Source organism: Providencia sp. PROV150 (assembly GCF_028481025.1).
Taxonomy (GTDB): Bacteria; Pseudomonadota; Gammaproteobacteria; order Enterobacterales; family Enterobacteriaceae; genus Providencia; species Providencia hangzhouensis.
Window position 1 is genome coordinate 110,308 of sequence record NZ_JAMPPJ010000002.1, and the last position, 15,502, is coordinate 125,809.

The 15,502-nt window shown below is 41.2% G+C and carries 19 protein-coding genes; 16 read left to right on the top strand and 3 right to left on the bottom strand.

Annotated features, from left to right (window positions below):
• Window positions 1-455 precede the first annotated feature (455 nt).
• A complete protein-coding gene (locus PSE83_RS02670; RefSeq protein WP_272536398.1) occupies window positions 456-1,586 on the bottom strand; it encodes a PIN domain-containing protein in 1,131 nt (376 codons plus the stop codon).
• Between the two features lie 257 nt (window positions 1,587-1,843).
• On the opposite strand from PSE83_RS02670, the gene PSE83_RS02675 reads away from it, so the two are divergent.
• From PSE83_RS02675 to PSE83_RS02685, 3 genes are all read left to right on the top strand, one after another.
• Window positions 1,844-2,446: a hypothetical protein gene (locus tag PSE83_RS02675; protein WP_272660626.1), complete on the top strand. Its 603-nt coding sequence runs from the start codon at window positions 1,844-1,846 to the stop codon at window positions 2,444-2,446.
• Window positions 2,447-2,456: 10 nt separating this feature from the next.
• Entirely contained in the window at window positions 2,457-3,572 is a 1,116-nt protein-coding gene (locus PSE83_RS02680) for a helix-turn-helix domain-containing protein (protein WP_272660627.1), read from the top strand.
• A 475-nt stretch (window positions 3,573-4,047) separates the two neighbouring features.
• Entirely contained in the window at window positions 4,048-5,481 is a 1,434-nt protein-coding gene (locus tag PSE83_RS02685) for a hypothetical protein (protein WP_272660628.1), read from the top strand.
• Between the two features lie 56 nt (window positions 5,482-5,537).
• Here the strand turns inward: PSE83_RS02685 and PSE83_RS02690 are convergent, their stop codons facing one another.
• Window positions 5,538-6,593 (bottom strand): phage portal protein, encoded by a 1,056-nt coding sequence (locus PSE83_RS02690; RefSeq protein WP_272660629.1) that lies wholly within the window; start codon window positions 6,591-6,593, stop codon window positions 5,538-5,540.
• A 2-nt stretch (window positions 6,594-6,595) separates the two neighbouring features.
• On the bottom strand, window positions 6,596-8,320 hold the full coding sequence (locus PSE83_RS02695; RefSeq protein WP_272660630.1) for a terminase large subunit domain-containing protein: 1,725 nt from the start codon (window positions 8,318-8,320) through the stop codon (window positions 6,596-6,598).
• A gap of 162 nt (window positions 8,321-8,482) precedes the next feature.
• Here PSE83_RS02695 and PSE83_RS02700 point away from each other — a divergent pair, with 162 nt between their 5' ends.
• From PSE83_RS02700 to PSE83_RS02760, 13 genes are all read left to right on the top strand, one after another.
• On the top strand, window positions 8,483-9,304 hold the full coding sequence (locus tag PSE83_RS02700) for a GPO family capsid scaffolding protein (protein WP_172767218.1): 822 nt from the start codon (window positions 8,483-8,485) through the stop codon (window positions 9,302-9,304).
• 46 nt (window positions 9,305-9,350) lie between these two features.
• Window positions 9,351-10,400, top strand: a complete 1,050-nt coding sequence (locus tag PSE83_RS02705) for a phage major capsid protein, P2 family (RefSeq protein WP_141173620.1) — start codon at window positions 9,351-9,353, stop codon at window positions 10,398-10,400.
• Window positions 10,401-10,420: 20 nt separating this feature from the next.
• Window positions 10,421-11,116, top strand: coding sequence for a phage terminase small subunit (gpM, locus tag PSE83_RS02710; RefSeq protein WP_272660631.1), 696 nt, complete (start codon window positions 10,421-10,423; stop codon window positions 11,114-11,116).
• 102 nt (window positions 11,117-11,218) lie between these two features.
• Window positions 11,219-11,707: a head completion/stabilization protein gene (locus tag PSE83_RS02715; protein ID WP_272660632.1), complete on the top strand. Its 489-nt coding sequence runs from the start codon at window positions 11,219-11,221 to the stop codon at window positions 11,705-11,707.
• A complete protein-coding gene (locus tag PSE83_RS02720) occupies window positions 11,707-11,910 on the top strand; it encodes a tail protein X (protein ID WP_123381977.1) in 204 nt (67 codons plus the stop codon). Before PSE83_RS02715 ends, PSE83_RS02720 begins: the two co-directional genes overlap by 1 nt.
• Window positions 11,911-11,928: 18 nt before the next feature.
• Window positions 11,929-12,216: a hypothetical protein gene (locus tag PSE83_RS02725; protein ID WP_004254680.1), complete on the top strand. Its 288-nt coding sequence runs from the start codon at window positions 11,929-11,931 to the stop codon at window positions 12,214-12,216.
• A gap of 1 nt (window position 12,217) precedes the next feature.
• Entirely contained in the window at window positions 12,218-12,754 is a 537-nt protein-coding gene (locus PSE83_RS02730) for a lysozyme (RefSeq protein WP_172767214.1), read from the top strand.
• Window positions 12,754-13,287, top strand: a complete 534-nt coding sequence (locus PSE83_RS02735) for a lysis system i-spanin subunit Rz (protein ID WP_272660633.1) — start codon at window positions 12,754-12,756, stop codon at window positions 13,285-13,287. Before PSE83_RS02730 ends, PSE83_RS02735 begins: the two co-directional genes overlap by 1 nt.
• Window positions 13,284-13,454, top strand: coding sequence for a hypothetical protein (locus PSE83_RS02740; RefSeq protein WP_004254667.1), 171 nt, complete (start codon window positions 13,284-13,286; stop codon window positions 13,452-13,454). Before PSE83_RS02735 ends, PSE83_RS02740 begins: the two co-directional genes overlap by 4 nt.
• Window positions 13,454-13,906 carry a phage tail protein gene (locus PSE83_RS02745; protein ID WP_004254663.1) on the top strand — a complete coding sequence of 151 codons (453 nt, stop codon included), beginning with the start codon at window positions 13,454-13,456 and terminating at the stop codon, window positions 13,904-13,906. The genes PSE83_RS02740 and PSE83_RS02745 overlap by 1 nt, the downstream gene beginning before the upstream one ends.
• Complete coding sequence (locus PSE83_RS02750) at window positions 13,899-14,537, top strand: phage virion morphogenesis protein (RefSeq protein ID WP_272660634.1); 639 nt, start codon at window positions 13,899-13,901, stop codon at window positions 14,535-14,537. The genes PSE83_RS02745 and PSE83_RS02750 overlap by 8 nt, the downstream gene beginning before the upstream one ends.
• Window positions 14,534-15,163: a phage baseplate assembly protein V gene (locus tag PSE83_RS02755; RefSeq protein ID WP_272660635.1), complete on the top strand. Its 630-nt coding sequence runs from the start codon at window positions 14,534-14,536 to the stop codon at window positions 15,161-15,163. Before PSE83_RS02750 ends, PSE83_RS02755 begins: the two co-directional genes overlap by 4 nt.
• Window positions 15,160-15,501: a GPW/gp25 family protein gene (locus PSE83_RS02760; RefSeq protein ID WP_272528689.1), complete on the top strand. Its 342-nt coding sequence runs from the start codon at window positions 15,160-15,162 to the stop codon at window positions 15,499-15,501. Before PSE83_RS02755 ends, PSE83_RS02760 begins: the two co-directional genes overlap by 4 nt.
• Window position 15,502: the final 1 nt, after the last annotated feature.

Consider the following 15,502-nt stretch of genomic DNA (forward strand, 5'->3'; position numbering starts at 1 on the left):
ATCTGTAGAAAGCCATCAAGTAAGTGCTATAAATACTCAGAATGACAAACAAGTGAAAGCATAATGGATTGTACAATAAATGAGCATTACTAAGTGTCTTTTATATAAATAGAGAATTTGTGGGAGGGGTTCGGAAAGCGGTTACAATGGTTACAAAATTAAAATAGTCTTATATCTTATTGATACTATAAATAAATATGGTAATAGAAAAAGGTTACAAATGGGTTACTTTGTGGTTACGTGTAACCGTTTTAATAGGTTACAAATTAAAACTATAACTTATTGTTTTATAAGGATGTAACTTTTTAAATCCTGTTTTGTAACCCGTTGTAACCAGTAAAAAGTTACAACGGAGTTGTTTATAATCAGTGGGTTATAGGTAGTTTTGGTAGGGTGTAACCGTTGTAACCGGTTTCCGGAGGGGGGGTAAAGTTATGGTTGTAGCAAGTTAACCATTAATCGGATTCGTAATTGTATGATGGTTCAATATAGCCAAAATCAATATAAGAAGGTGAAGATAAAAACTCAACATCATCTATATCTACGCCAGTTATATTACTCACATTTTCAAAATTGCCAGTAAATGTGATTAATATATCTGTATTAAAATCAAAATTTGTACTTTCAGATGTTGTACCTATATTATAATAATCTTTATCTGTTGAATCTCTAACTAATAAAGTAAAATCACAGTGAGCTGTAGCATTTATATCCACATTTGTTTGCACAACAACCATATTATCTTCAAATTGAATTAATTGTAAAAATAATGAACTTGAAGATGAATGCGAAAATGTAATCTCATTAAAATTAACTTCTAAGTAGTCAGAGTCAATGTCAAAATTAGAAATTGCATCTGGTTGAGATTCTATTTGATTGGTATAACTCTCAGCTTTTTCTTTGATCAAATTGTAAAATTCCCCATAGGGGGCATCTAACATATTAGCCAATTTAGATAATAATATTTCAGGATCTATTTGCGATTGAAGCGTTGAAATGGCATTGGATAGATCATCAACAACATCAATATATTCAGAGTGTTCAGAGTAATTTAACCAACCTTTATCTGTACTCACTGCAATAACTTTTATATTACATTCTTCTGCCCATGCATCTAATGAAAGAAGTGCAATTGCATCTGGAAATTCTGATTTTTTCTTACCTGTTTCTTCAAATGGCGGCTGATTTAAAAAATACATTTCAATTAATTTTTTCACATCTAAGTAATCATCAACATTAATAATTTTTAATCCTGTTTTATTAATAAAGTTGGATATTGATTTATTAGTTGAAATATTAGGTGTAAATTCATTGACGATATTTTGAAATTCAACTAGCTTTTCATTATTTGAGTCATGGTATCGAATGAAATCTTTTATAGATGAATTTAAGTCTATATGTTTTTCGGATTTTTTTTTCAGAAGATGCTTTTCAAGTTCATTCATAATGATATTAGGTATAACTAATTTTATTTTTGAATTCTTAAATTGGTCTAATCTTTTTAGTAGCCCTTTATTCAATGTTAATCCATGGTTTATAAAAATGGAAGTGTCAACACATAAGGCATTATATTTACTATCTTTCATTTTACTCATTCCAAAAAACGTTTAGGGGCGTTAAGTATAATTTTTATTTATGTTTTTGTGAATGATTGAATAAACACTGCAGAAATGACTGTCTGATATTATTTATAGTCAGTTTTCTGGACTAAAATAGCCCTATAACTATTATGTAATTAATGTGAGTGTGAACACAAAAACTTGAGTTGACAAAACTGTAAAAATGCACCAACATTCAGGTTGACAAAATCAAATATTTGCACCATTTTTTATAAGAGATGATTATGACCGATTACAAAGCCCCTTGGTTTTTTTCCGATGATTTAAAAAAAGAGCGACTGACTATAGTTGCTGAAGAACTACTGAAAGTCCTTGATAATACTTACATGCAGTTATCTACACCACTAGATGATAATTATACAAGAGGAACGTGTACTTTTGGTAGACAGAGACAACTTTTAATTCAACTATGCATGAGTGGTAAATTTGATTGGTTAAAATTATCACACGCAGGAATGGATGTTACTTTTTCAATTGGTACAGTACCTGTCAGATTCTTTGCTGATGACCCTGATAATCCTCAAAAATCAGGATGTTATAGAAGAAATCAAGTTGATCAATTATGGGAACCAGAATTAACAGCACCTACAATGCATAGATTTGTGATTGAAAAACCAGAATTTGAGGGAGAAGGTGCTAGAGTTCATTTCATTGGTTATAATGCGTTAAATGAGATGGTTTCAAAATGGACCTATGGTGATGAAAGAGTAACAGTACTTCATTCTGAAGATAATACTCCTCCATTATCTGTTCCTATTGATTTGGATCCTATCAGTGTTCTTACAACTGATGTGGGAAAAAGCAGTAATAGTAAAAACGAAAAATAGGTGAAACAAAGTGTTTAAAGGCTCTAATTTACGATTGGCTCGTCTGTATCACGAGCTATCTCTTGAGCAAGTTGCTGAGCGGGTTGGTAAAACCCGCCAATACATTCAGCGCTTGGAAACGGATGATGCATCACCAACACAAGAGCTTACAAATGAATTAGCTAATGCCTTACAGGTTAATATTGATTTTTTTTATGAAAGTAGTGATGTTCTAGTTAACGAGGAAATCGTACATTTTAGAAAACGAAGTTCAACACGGATGTCGACTAAGCTAGCAACGTTGTCACGAGCAGAGTTGTATAGAAGGCTAATTAATATTTTTGACGAATATTTAAACTTACCTCCAGTTAAATTCCCGTCAATTAAAGTTATAACGCAAGATGATATTGAGAAGGCGGCTGAAAAGTGTCGATCTGATTGGGGATTAGGCATGGGACCCATAGAGAATATGACACGTTTAGCTGAAAAATTGGGGGCTTTTGTTACCTCTTTTGAATCTGTTTCAGATGAGGTTGATGCACTATCAGTGCCTTTAAGTCGTCCATTTATTGTTCGAAATATGGCGAAAAGGTCTCCATGCAGGCAACGATTTGATATAGCTCATGAAGTTGGGCATTTAATTTTGCATGAAGGTATATCTACAGGCGATAGAATAACAGAATCACAAGCGAATAGATTTGCTTCTGCACTTTTATTACCTAGATCTTCAATGGCAAAATATTTTCCTCGACCAATAGGAGGAAGGATAGATTGGAAGGGGTTAAGCAATTTCAAGCTCACATGGAATGTCAGTAAAGCGGCTATAATCTATAGGGCTCATCAGCTGTCTTTATTGACTGACGCTCAGTATAAAACTGCTTTCTTTGGGTTAAAAAGAAAAGGTGAAGCAATTGATGAGAGGGAAGATTATCTAATTAAACATGAAAAACCAGAGTTTTTTCATAGGGCGATTAGAGTTCTTATTAATGAATTAGGTATAAGCCCCCAAGATTTAGCTAATAGGCTCAGAATTTCAGTGAATATGCTTTCTAATTTATCTGGAGACATTTTGTTATCTGAGAAAGTCTCGCAACCGGAAGAAAGCAATGTAGTATCTCTAGCTGGGTATAGATTAAAATTCGCTTAGTTTGATTTAATAAAAACCGTCAAAATTTTGGCGGTTTTTTTACTCATAATTCAGCACAAACTCGCACAACTTCCACTTAAATTTACTTCCTACCCAAACCATACCCAGCCTAACTTCCAACCCTCCGCACACCCGCACAAAATCCCACACCTTTTGCGTGCGGGCGAGGCGGGGGAGCAAGCGCGCGCAAAGGGGTAAAGATGGTCCGCGCTGGCTATGGTGTGATTAGCCTATAAGTGGGGTTATTTGAGAGTCTGTAGCCCGTAGCAGTGAGATTGAGTAAAAAACAAGTATTGCTATGTGGAAATTATGAAATAGCACTGAGATTGTTTTAATCGCTTTTGTGGGTAATATATTAATCTAATAAGCATCAAAGATAAGGAATAGTACGTGAGTGAGATTTATCTTATGTACCTAAGGTAAATTTAACATTAAGACTATGCACTGATATTCGTTAATGATAAATGGAATTATTATGTTTGATGGTCTTGGTTATGTTGTTGCGATCGGTACGGTAGTCTTAATTACTTTATGTATAACCTACTTGATTTCGATTGGAAATGCTTTCAACGATACAATACCAAAGGATAAAACCTCAGAATGTAATTCTGAAAAATTTCTTGCTAAGGATGATGAAGAGAATAGTTTTAAAAGTAAATTAAAAAATAATAACAAGGTTTATAAATGGAGAAGTCTGATTATTGCCTCTGTTTTTATTCCATTTTTAAATTTTATATACTATTGTAATGTTGGAATTTATTTTGTTAAAGATAAAGGTGAAATATTTTTTGGTATTTTCACATTTTTCATATTTACATTTTTGAATTTTTTTCTGGTTGTTTTTAGGTTCAAAAAATCAAGTGAATTTGTTGGTGCATTCTTAATATCTTTTGTTGCATACAATATTATTTATTTTCCTCAGAAATTAAATGTTGATTTTGAAAATAAAATACATTCATTTATTGCTAATGGAGACACTAACTCTTTAGAAAAAGAATTAGGAAAAAATTGCAGTTTAGTTGAATATGAATTAGAGGATTATATATGGTATGCATTATTTCGGTCTGAAGCGCCCATTGACTCTTTAGAGTTTTTATTTGGCTGCCAATTTCATGAAGATAACTTTGATGTTAATAGAATAGAAGAGGGTAGACACTACCTCCGGTCTTTTTTTGATAAAAAAATATCAAAGAATATGACTATAAATCATAATCTTGAGGCTCTTTTTGCTGAAAAGTATTTCACTTTACTAGATGAAGAATCAAAACAAAAATTAATATGGGAATTAGTATATAAAATTGCAACTGAAAGTAAGAAGGAATACAGTGATATATATATTAATAGATTAGATAAGTTAATTGATTTAAATCCAAACATTGCCAGTTATGTTAATCTTCGAGACATTGATTATCATAAAATGATAGAGTATAGAGAAGTTAATGCGGCAAATTATTTTTTAACAAGATTGCCGCCTAGTAATGAAGATTACAAATTAGCAATGAATATATTGACGAATAATTTACCTTTCATCACTGAGAAAATTAAGAGTGATAGAGGTGTTTTAGAAAATACAACCATCAATGATATTGATTCCTACTTTTATAAAAAGAAAAATATAAATCTAATTTTTTATGCATTTTATGTTGGTAATGCAGAAATGATTAATTATTTGATTGAAAATAAATTGTTTAAAATCGAAGATTATAACTATGAAATGAAAACGACTGGCAGTTATGAAGCAGGTTGCAACAACTACTTAGTTACAGGTATCGCTGAGAGTTGGACTCTTAATGAAGATGAGAAAAAAGCATTGCTACAAAAATTAAAAGGTTTACCAAATATTTGTGATCGAATGATTGAAGTGGAATTAAATAAAATTAATGAGATGTTAGCCAAGTACAAGTCTTAATCGCTGCCTAGATAAGCAAACTGAGTTAATGGACCACTCAGTTTGCTTATCTTTAGTTATTTATAATTCGGCTCTTTACCTTTCGCCTGTGTCAAAAAATCCAGCAATGCATATTGTTTAAAGCGGATCACCTCAACACCTAGCATGTCGTTAATTGATTTCATGCTTTCCATCAACGGTAATAACTCATTGAACCAAAACACCATTGCGGCTTTTTCGATATCGCCAAGGCTACCCGAGCCTTGTGGAATGATCCCCATCAGTTGTGGTGGTATCCGGTGCATGGCCAACAAATCATCGCGTGTGGTGTCCTTGATACCGACAAACTCATCTTTGGCGCTGATTTGGGAGAAAGGTAAAATTTGAATCCCATCCTTGCCCCCATTGGCGGCATACACAAAGATATTTTTAAATGCCTTACCTTTACGGGCTTCGGTGAGTGACTTTTTTAATGACTCGACGGCCTTGTCGTCAGCCAATGCCGCGGAAAGATACACCATGACACCAGCGTGACTTCCATTCTCATAATAGTTTGTCCGAAACAGGGTAGCCGAATGATTCAAATTTGCTGAGATGAGTCCCGCTAGGTAGTCAGGAACGCCATATATCTCTTGGTGAATACATGGGTTTTTCAAGTGAATCACGCTATTTTTGCGAAATTCGTAGGCATCTTGGTAATTCTTCACTTGCCAGTATTGCCCCTCATTCACACCGGCGCGGGTATACTTAGCCAATGAGGGTTTAAGCGTTAACATATCGCCGAGCCGGTTAATGCGCTTTTCAAGGTAACCATTACCAAAAACCACAAAATCCTGCGCTAAGGTGGTGAAATCAGGGCGTGATAAATACGGCGTTGGTTCAAAACAACTTGTGATCACATTGCGTTTAAACACTAACGGTGATTGATGGTAGGCCGCTGACGAGGTAAACGAGCGTGCAATGCCAGTGAAGTCAATAGGGGTTTCATACCAACGGCCATTGTGGTTGCACTCCATGCAGTCCAGCAAATCACCAATGCCAGAGACAATTGATGGCGGGTCAAAAGTAAATGAACAAAATTCAGGGCTTTGTGTTTGTTCTTCGGTTGCTGCTAATTCTGTTGCTTGTTCCATGGTTAAAACTCCATAACTTGTGCGCCAGCGCCGCCAGTTTCACTGGATATCGCTTCGTTAGAGAAAATGTTCATTGCCGCCCACGCTAAATCGCCATGGTCTAAGCCGCGAACACGGCTTGATTCATAGGTGATAATCCCGCTTGGGGCTTGCACTTTTTTGATGGTCATAAAAGAGGTGATCAGGGGCTTATGTAATCCCGCGTCGTATTCAAAACGGCCATTACGAATGAGCATGAGCATTTTCATGATCATCATGCGTTTGATAGGAGCCGAATAGTTGAGTAAATTGGCGGCAGGAAAGAATTTAACGACCAGCTCGTGTACGGCGGCACCAGTACCCCCTGTGCCATCAATAGTGATGGATTGCACGTTATAACGCTGAGTAATGCGTTTGATTTCTTCGGCTTGTTTTTCGAATGCCATCCCGCGTAACTGGATAGTTTCAATAATGCGGAATTTCCCGCCACTGACTGCCGGTGGTGAGGCAATCACTAACCCCAAGCCATCGCCATTATCTCCAGTACCAGTTGGGTCAGCACCCACCCAAACTGGGCGATTACCTAGCGGGCGCGGCGCGTAAGGTTTCCAGTCTGGCCAAACATCACTGTTATAGCCATCCACGCCACAATTGATTAAGGTATCATAACTGAATGCCCGTTCACCCGTTTTAACGAACTCACACTCATATAAATTACGAAAGTCGTCGGGCGGGTTTTCGTCTTTGATTTCTTCCAAATTAACGCGGTTCAGTCCGCGTGCGATGGCATCATGAATATTCACGATTTGCCGCCACATACTATCCGCGCAGTAATGGCCAAGCTTTAATACCTTATGGGATAGCTCAATGATTTTGCGCTCTTTCTCGGGCTTACCTTTGTTATAAAAATCCCCCGTCCAAAACTCATAGGCTTCGTGATCTTCACTGGATGGAGTGGAAAAGTAGGTACGGCGTAATCCCGTTTGTGTGGCCATGGCTGAGGCGACTTTACGTAATTCTAAGAAACGCGATACCCAGAATACCTCATCAAAATAGAGGTCACCGGTATATGACTGCGCTGTCGCTGCTGCGGTACCCAAGAAAAACAGGATCGCCCCGTTAGACAACATAATTTCATCGCCGCCTTTGAGCTCAACACCCACTTGGCGCGCCAATAATTGAATAAAGCGTTTGAACTGAAAGGCCTGTGCACGGCTAGCAGATAGAAATATTTGGTTATTACCGGTTTCCAATGCAGTTAATAAAGCTTCGCGGGCAAAATACCACGTAGCCCCAATTTGCCGTGATTTAAGAATAAAGCGGTTTCGCTGCGTGCGTTCATCCCACCATTGGCGCTGATACTCAAATAAGCTACCTAGCACTAGGTTTTTAAGCTGTTCGATTTGTTCAGGGGTAAAGTGATTCTTTTGTGCCTTAACTTTACTTGTTCCCGCCGTTTGTTTCTTCATTTCCAAACGCTCAAAGCGGTCTAATTGGCGGTTAAAGAAATCCACCGTTTTAAAGTCATGGGCGGTCATCGTGTCTTTCGCCATGATACGCAGCACTTTTACATGTATTTGGTCGGTGACACGGTGAATAGGGGATGCATCATCCCATTTATCACGTCGTCGCCATGAATAAATGGTGTGAATGCTTAAGCCCAGCCGCTTTGCAATCTGCGAAACGCTGTAAGCCTGCCAATAAAGTTCTTTGGCTTCTTGTCGTGGGTCAATGTCTGTTTTCATCATGCTGTCACTTTGTCACGCCCGCGCGTAACCCTCTATGAATATGGGTTCTCATAGCACCATGAGAACCGTAACCCTTTGAGTAAAAAGAAGATGATTGAGATAGTGCTGTTATTGAAACGGCAGCATCGAAATGACAGTTACGTCAGAAATGGAGATTGATTTATGTCGCAAGGTAAAAATACGCGCCAGATAAAGCTGATTGCTTGTGCAGAGGGGATGACACTAAATGGTTTTCCCGTTGAGCGTGAACATATCGAGCAGATGGCGAAAGATTACGACCCTAAATTTTACTGTGGTCGTGTGAATTTGGATCACATTAAAAGTCTGTTTCCAGATAGCCAATTTCGCAGCTATAGCATGATTTCAGCGGTGAATACCGTTGAATTAACAGAGGGTGAACTTAAAGGCAAATTAGGGCTTGAAGTCACTATTGATATTGATGATTTAAAAGATGAATACATTGTTAACCTGAATAAGTCAGGCCAAAAGATTTTTTCCAGTATCGAATATTACCCCTCATTCCCACAGACCAAACGCGCCTATTTAACAGGGGTAGCGTTAACTGATTACCCTGCGGCTATTGGTTCCCGTCCTATTGAACTAAGCGCGGTTTCTCGCGGCTTACCGGATAGCGGCAATTACTTTACCGCTTCATTAGAAACGCAGTGCCATTTGTTAAGTGAGCAACACACCGAACACCAAGAGGAAAAGGAAGCCAGTAAGAAGTTTTTATCGACGGTGAAACAGTGGCTAGGGCTTGAACGTAATCACAACTCAGAAGAAACCACCAACCTAAAAACAGCCATTGAGTTGACCGCACAGCAATGCGGCACCTTGCTAACCGAAAATGAAGCGCAAAAACGAGCGTTATCACAGCTAACTAATGATTTTAACGCCTTAAAGCAGCAACTTGCAGTGACTGATGGTTCAGGGGAGTCACGCCCTCAAGTCACCGGTGGTTCGACTAAGTTGGCTGAGTATTAAGCCGCGCTTTACTTTCTTCAATTTTAATCAATAAAAGGTTTTTACTATGGGTATCAGTAATGAATCACTGGCGAATTATCTCTCATGGCTTGACCAGCAAGCCCGCTTAAATGGAGTACGCCGTGAGGGTTCGTCATTAAATTTTAGCGTTGACCCTGCGGTGCAGCAGCGCTTAGAAAAAGCAAAAATGGAAAACAGCCCATTTTTAAAACAAATCAACTCATTTGGAGTGACGGACCAGGAGGGGCAAAAGGTTTTTGGTTCGGTCAATGGCCCTATTGCCGGTACAAATGACTCAACGACTGAGCGCCGTCAGCCTGAGCAAGTCAATGAGGAAAACAGCGACGATTATCGTTGTGATAAAACCAACTGGGATACGTTTATCCCGTATTCATGGTTAGACGCATGGGCGGGGCACCCTGAATTTCAACCGATGATCAGCCAACTGATTGCACAACAAGAAGCTAATGACCGCTTAATGATTGGGTTCAATGGTGTGAAACGGGTGAAAAAGTCCAATAAAGCCGAAAATCCATTGTTACAAGACGTCAATATCGGTTGGTTGCAAAAAATCCGTAATGCGGCGCCACAACGCGTGATGAAAGATGTCACGTTAACCAGCCGTGATGAAAGCGGGAAAATCATTGCCAAAGGGATGTATGCCAATGTGGATGCGATGGTATTCGATGCGGTGAATTCATTGTTAGACCCGTGGCACCGCCGTGCGCAGGGCTTAGTGGCGATCACCGGTTATCAGCTCTATACCGATAAAAACTTCAAAATCATGAACCAGCACAGTGAGCAAAACCCAAACATGGAAATGCTCGCGGGTAATGAACTGTTGAAATTGAGTTCAATGGGTAACTTACCGACCTTACAAGTGCCGTTTTTCCCCGATGGCGCAACCTTGATAACGACCTTTAAAAACCTGTCGGTGTACTGGCAGAAAGGCAAGTATCGTCGTGTGATCAAAGATGAGCCGGAATATAACCGTGTGGCGACGTATTCGTCGGGCAACGAAGGCTATGTGATTGAAGATTATGGCCTGTCTTGCCTGATTGAAGGCATCAACTACGCCGAAAGCAAAGAAATTTAAGCCAACATTGGGGATCACAAATGGAACATTTAACACCGGCACAGCAGCACTGGCAAAAAGTGATGGCATCGCGCCGTGGTGGGTTACCAGCCGAAATGTCACGGGCCGATATGACCGCTTATGAAAATATTTTGCACCGTTTACGGGCTGACCAAGCGCAATTAAGCAATATCCAAGGCAATGACCGCAAAGCGGCGTATAAGCGCAAGGTTTTACCTAATTATCGTGGTTGGATTGAGGGCGTGTTGGAAAGCCAGAGCGGTGTGGCTGATGAGGTCTTTACTCGCACTTTGGTGTGGCATATCGACGCAGGTTTATACACAGAAGCCTTACACATGGCCGAATATGCTATCCAATTTAATCTGCCGTTGCCCGATAACTATAACCGCACCTTAGCCACTGTTTTAGTTGATGAAATCTGCGACTGGTCATTAGCCGTGAAAGCAAGTGGCAAAGAAGATGAAGTGACAGCGTCACTTGATGATTTGCTGAGTTTAGAGCGTATTACAGCGCAATCAGATATGCCTGATGGGGCGCGTGCCAAGTTGTACAAAGTCATTGGTTTAACACTCAAAAATGATGATAAGCAACAAGCCTTAGCTCTTGAATACCTACAAAAAGCCATTCTTATTGACAAAGATATTGGCGTGAAAAAAGAGATTGAACAGCTATTACGGGCAGTGCGTAAGCAAGAAGACGATACGCCTAAAAAATAGCATTAACCGAGTTGCACCCGCGTGCCACGGAGGCACAGCAATAATAAAGGGTTAACCCTCTGTATTGTCGCTGTCCACCTCCGTTTTTTCAAAGGGGTAATCATGGGCTTAGTGGCATCAAAACAGATTCATAGTGTGCAAGACGAAAGCATCAGTGATGGTGATGAAAAAATCACGTCAGGTGAATTTTGGCCAGATATTGGCTTAGACCAGTTACGTCAATCCATGCGTTTGACAGGTAATGTCACCACAAGCCGCTTAAAGCATATGGCCACTGAAGCGGTGTTGTATGTCAATCAGCTATTGGATGAATGGCGGCAGGAACAGAACGCCAAAGGGCTTAACCAGTTATCTGCGGTGCCATCACCGCAAATTAACGATACCACGGCCGTTGTTTTTCGTTATCACCATGCGGTGTATAGCTTTACCAAAGCCTTATTGATTGAAAACTACCGCGACATTGACACCACGCGCGAGGGTGAAAAACACGCCCAAGCCTTGAGCACGCAAATTGATGATCTGCGCCGCGATGGCCAAAACGCCGTGCGGGATATTCTCGGCAAGTTACGCATGTTTGCGGAGATCGTCTAATGAAAGTGCAGGCGCTGCAAGGTGACACCGTTGATTTATTGTGTTGGCGGCATTATGGGCGCACTCAGGGCATCGTTGAGCAAGTGTTACAGGCCAATCCGAATTTGGTTGAGGGCGGCATACAGCTAGCTGCGGGGCAATGGGTGGAATTACCCGAACTCGCACCGGTGGCAAAACAAGAAATGATCCAACTTTGGGATTAACAAAACAGGATTAATAGCATGAATGATTGGTGGAGCCGCCTAACTTACGCACTTTCTGGATTTGGCGGTTTGTTCAGTGGGTCGGGAATTTTAGGGTTTTTTGGTGATTTCTCCGTGTATGAGTGGGGCTTTTTAGTCGGGTTAATTGCCAGTGTTTCATTGGGCGTAATGACTTACAGGTTAAACCGCCGTGAGCAAATGAAACGCACACGCATATTAGAACGTTATTTCTCTCGCCACCCCATCAGTGAGCGCGATATTGAAAACATTGTGAAAGTGACCGAGCAATCACCAAAGGATTTATGAAATGAACACCAAATCACGATTAAGTCAGGCTGTTATTGCGTTGATTATTTCCGGTGCCAGTGGTGGTGCGATCCTCTCCGGCTTTTTGAATGAAAAAGAGGGGAACTCGCTCAAGGCATATCGTGATGGGGGCGGCGTGGTCACTATTTGTCGTGGTGTAACACGTATTGACGGTAAGCCAGTAAAAATAGGTACCCAATTATCCCCAGCGGAATGTGACCGGCTAAATCAGATTGAAGCTGACAAAGCGATTGCATGGGTTAAACGCCATGTGCATGTGCCACTAACCGAGCCGCAAATCGCCGGTATTGCTTCATTTTGCCCTTACAACATCGGGCCATCTAAATGTTTCTCATCCACGTTCTATCGCAAGTTAAATGCGGGGGATATCAAGGGCGCCTGTGCGGAGCTCCCTAAATGGACGCGGGATGGCGGTAAAGATTGTCGCCAAACTAAAGGCCAGCCAAACGGCTGTTATGGCCAAGTGATCCGCCGTGACCAAGAGGCCGAATTACTGTGCGGCGAATGGGGGCGGTAATGGTGAATTATTGTCAGGTTTTTGGGGGATATTTAGCGGTTGCTTGTATTGCGGCATTAGTGAGCGGCGGTGCGGTGTTTGGCATTGCACGTTTGGACTTCAAAGCCAAGTTAAGTGTGAGCGAACTGGGGCACCAAATGGCACTCAGTGCGATAAGCGCCCAAGCCTTTATTGATGCAAATGAAAAACTCGCTCAACTAAAAAAAGCACAAGAGACCTTGCACCAGCTTGATGTGACCTATAGCCAGAGGTTGTTAAATGAACAAAATAAATCTCAACGTTTTCGTGATGATTTGCTCACTGAGCGTCGTCGCGTGCAGTTCGCCAGAGCCGACCTTGCAACCTGTGAGCTCACCATCAATCACACTGCCCGCGCCGGCAGCGTGGGCGATGCTGCCACCGTCGGACTCACTCGAAAAGGTGGACTTATTGTTCACGATATCCGAACCGGAATTCAGCGAGACAGAACCAAAATAAGTTATTTACAGGGCTATATCCGTGACGTGGTAGACCAGTGCAAGGGGGCGAAATGAAAATATTATTCAATATCTTGATGTTTATCGTGTTTATTCTCCTGTTAACCGTGGTTTTGCTTCGCGGTGTGGTGTTACTGCAAGAACCCAAATGCGCCACGGCACCACTACAAGAACGCATTGAAATGCGTTGCCAAAAAGCACTCTATGACACTCGGGGGAGATAATGTTAAAGCCAAATCTATTACGACAAACTATTGTTGAGCAGATACCCCAGTTTAAACAAAACCCTGATTTATTAGAGGTCTATATCACTGAGGGTGGTATACAGGCCACCGGTACACAATCCGCATCTTACTTGAATGAGTACCAAATTCAGGTGTTGGCCATGGATTACGCTGGCGAATTGAGCGCATTGTCATTGGCTATCCTGACTTTTGCCAGAAAACATCAGCCAGATTTGTTATTTAACCCTGATAAACGGGCGAATGGCATTCGCTATAAGGCCGACATTCTCGACAATGAAAAAATCGACGTGCTGTATACCATCAAGGCCACCGAGCGCGTGATTGTTAAAAAAGTGAATGGAAAAATTGTTCAAGAGCATATTTCCGAGCCAGAAATCGCCTTACCTGCATGGGATATCGTAATCGATGAGGGGGTGATGGTTCATGAGTGATAACAGCCTATTTATGCAACTTGAAAATGAGCTTAATGGCTTGTTATCGACAACCTCACCAGCTTACCGGCGAAAACTGACGGGCAAATTAGCGCGGGCAATTCGTGCTGACCAGCAAAAGCGCATTCGCAGCCAACAAAATGCGGACGGCTCGGCCTATGAACCACGTAAACTCAAAGTGTTACGCGCACAGCAGCAAATTAGATTTATTCACCGTGGTGATGTTCGCACCCTGCGAAATTGGCAAGGGTCAAAAGGTCGTCGCGGTAAAACCATTACCGGTTTTGATGAAGATAGAGGCGCGGTAAGAACCTTTTATCGCCAAGATATTACCCGTTTTTTAGATATTAATTTTTCCTCGGTCAAGCGCAGCACAAAACGTAACGTGCCGATGTTCAGGCGGCTTAGGGCGGCGCGTTTTCTTCATGCCTGCAATACACAAGATAGCGCGATAGTGGGTTTTCAAGGCAAAGCTGCGGCAATTGCGCGGGAACATCAATACGGGCTTGAAGGGGCAGTAAATGAGCTGGCGCGGGCACGTTACCCTAAACGGGAATTGTTGGGGCTATCAGAGCATGAACGCTTGGGTCTATTGGAAATGATTTATCTCGATTTGGTGGGGCAGCTATGAGTTTACAAGAGCTATATCGTTTACTCAGTAACCTTTTTCGTCAAGGCGTGGTCACTGAGGTGGATTTAGACAATAACTGTTGCCGTGTTCAAGTAGGGGAATTAGTCACAGATTGGATTCGATGGTTAGTGCATCGCGCCGGTGAATCTCGGAGTTACTGGGCGCCGACGGTAGGTGAGCAAGTGTTGATTGGGGCGATTGGCGGTGAGCTAACAACCGGTTTTGTTTTGGGCTCCCTGTATAGCAACGCTAACCCCGTGCCAACACATTCAGCCAATGCATTACACCACACTTTTCCCGATGGTGCGGTGATTGAGTATGAGCCAGAAAACGGAACATTAAAGGCCGTTGGTATTAAAAAAGCGGTGATTGAGGCTAGCGATGAAATTAGTGCAACAACAAAAAAAGTGATTTGCAAAGCCTCTGTCGAAATCAAGCTCGATACACCGAATGTGATTTGTACCAATAACCTCACCACCGCCACGTTGAATGTGGAAAAGGGCGGCGAAATGACCGGCAATTTTAACCATAACGGCGGGTCGATAACGTCTAATGGTGTGGTTATTCATACTCACCAACATGGCGGCGTGCGTTCGGGTGGGGACACATCAGGGAAACCGGTATGAAATATTATGGCATGAATGCGAAAACAGGTCGTGGCCTGACAGACAGTGAGCATATTCGCCAAAGTATCGCTGATATTTTGCGAACGCCCATTGGTTCGCGGGTGATGCGCCGGCAATACGGTTCACTGTTGTATGACTTGATTGACCAGCCACAAAACTCTGCACTGAGACTCAAAATCATGAGTGCGTGTTATATGGCGTTAATGCAGTGGGAGCCCCGCGTTAGGCTGCAAACCATTGATTATATTCGTTCAGATGTTGGCGAGATGGGTGTGAGTTTATCCGGTGTCATTATGCAAACGGGTGAACCGATTTCGATTTCTATTCCAGTGAGGTAGG

Excerpts from the sequence above, each read along its gene's own strand:
- PSE83_RS02670 (WP_272536398.1), bottom strand. The coding sequence starts at position 1,586 with ATGAAAGATAGTAAATATAATGCCTTATGTGTTGACACTTCCATTTTT.
- PSE83_RS02675 (WP_272660626.1), top strand. The coding sequence starts at position 1,844 with ATGACCGATTACAAAGCCCCTTGGTTTTTTTCCGATGATTTAAAAAAA.
- PSE83_RS02685 (WP_272660628.1), top strand. The coding sequence starts at position 4,048 with ATGTTTGATGGTCTTGGTTATGTTGTTGCGATCGGTACGGTAGTCTTA.
- PSE83_RS02690 (WP_272660629.1), bottom strand. The coding sequence starts at position 6,593 with ATGGAACAAGCAACAGAATTAGCAGCAACCGAAGAACAAACACAAAGC.
- PSE83_RS02695 (WP_272660630.1), bottom strand. The coding sequence starts at position 8,320 with ATGATGAAAACAGACATTGACCCACGACAAGAAGCCAAAGAACTTTAT.
- PSE83_RS02700 (WP_172767218.1), top strand. The coding sequence starts at position 8,483 with ATGTCGCAAGGTAAAAATACGCGCCAGATAAAGCTGATTGCTTGTGCA.
- PSE83_RS02705 (WP_141173620.1), top strand. The coding sequence starts at position 9,351 with ATGGGTATCAGTAATGAATCACTGGCGAATTATCTCTCATGGCTTGAC.
- gpM (WP_272660631.1), top strand. The coding sequence starts at position 10,421 with ATGGAACATTTAACACCGGCACAGCAGCACTGGCAAAAAGTGATGGCA.
- PSE83_RS02715 (WP_272660632.1), top strand. The coding sequence starts at position 11,219 with ATGGGCTTAGTGGCATCAAAACAGATTCATAGTGTGCAAGACGAAAGC.
- PSE83_RS02720 (WP_123381977.1), top strand. The coding sequence starts at position 11,707 with ATGAAAGTGCAGGCGCTGCAAGGTGACACCGTTGATTTATTGTGTTGG.
- PSE83_RS02725 (WP_004254680.1), top strand. The coding sequence starts at position 11,929 with ATGAATGATTGGTGGAGCCGCCTAACTTACGCACTTTCTGGATTTGGC.
- PSE83_RS02730 (WP_172767214.1), top strand. The coding sequence starts at position 12,218 with ATGAACACCAAATCACGATTAAGTCAGGCTGTTATTGCGTTGATTATT.
- PSE83_RS02735 (WP_272660633.1), top strand. The coding sequence starts at position 12,754 with ATGGTGAATTATTGTCAGGTTTTTGGGGGATATTTAGCGGTTGCTTGT.
- PSE83_RS02740 (WP_004254667.1), top strand. The coding sequence starts at position 13,284 with ATGAAAATATTATTCAATATCTTGATGTTTATCGTGTTTATTCTCCTG.
- PSE83_RS02745 (WP_004254663.1), top strand. The coding sequence starts at position 13,454 with ATGTTAAAGCCAAATCTATTACGACAAACTATTGTTGAGCAGATACCC.
- PSE83_RS02750 (WP_272660634.1), top strand. The coding sequence starts at position 13,899 with ATGAGTGATAACAGCCTATTTATGCAACTTGAAAATGAGCTTAATGGC.
- PSE83_RS02755 (WP_272660635.1), top strand. The coding sequence starts at position 14,534 with ATGAGTTTACAAGAGCTATATCGTTTACTCAGTAACCTTTTTCGTCAA.
- PSE83_RS02760 (WP_272528689.1), top strand. The coding sequence starts at position 15,160 with ATGAAATATTATGGCATGAATGCGAAAACAGGTCGTGGCCTGACAGAC.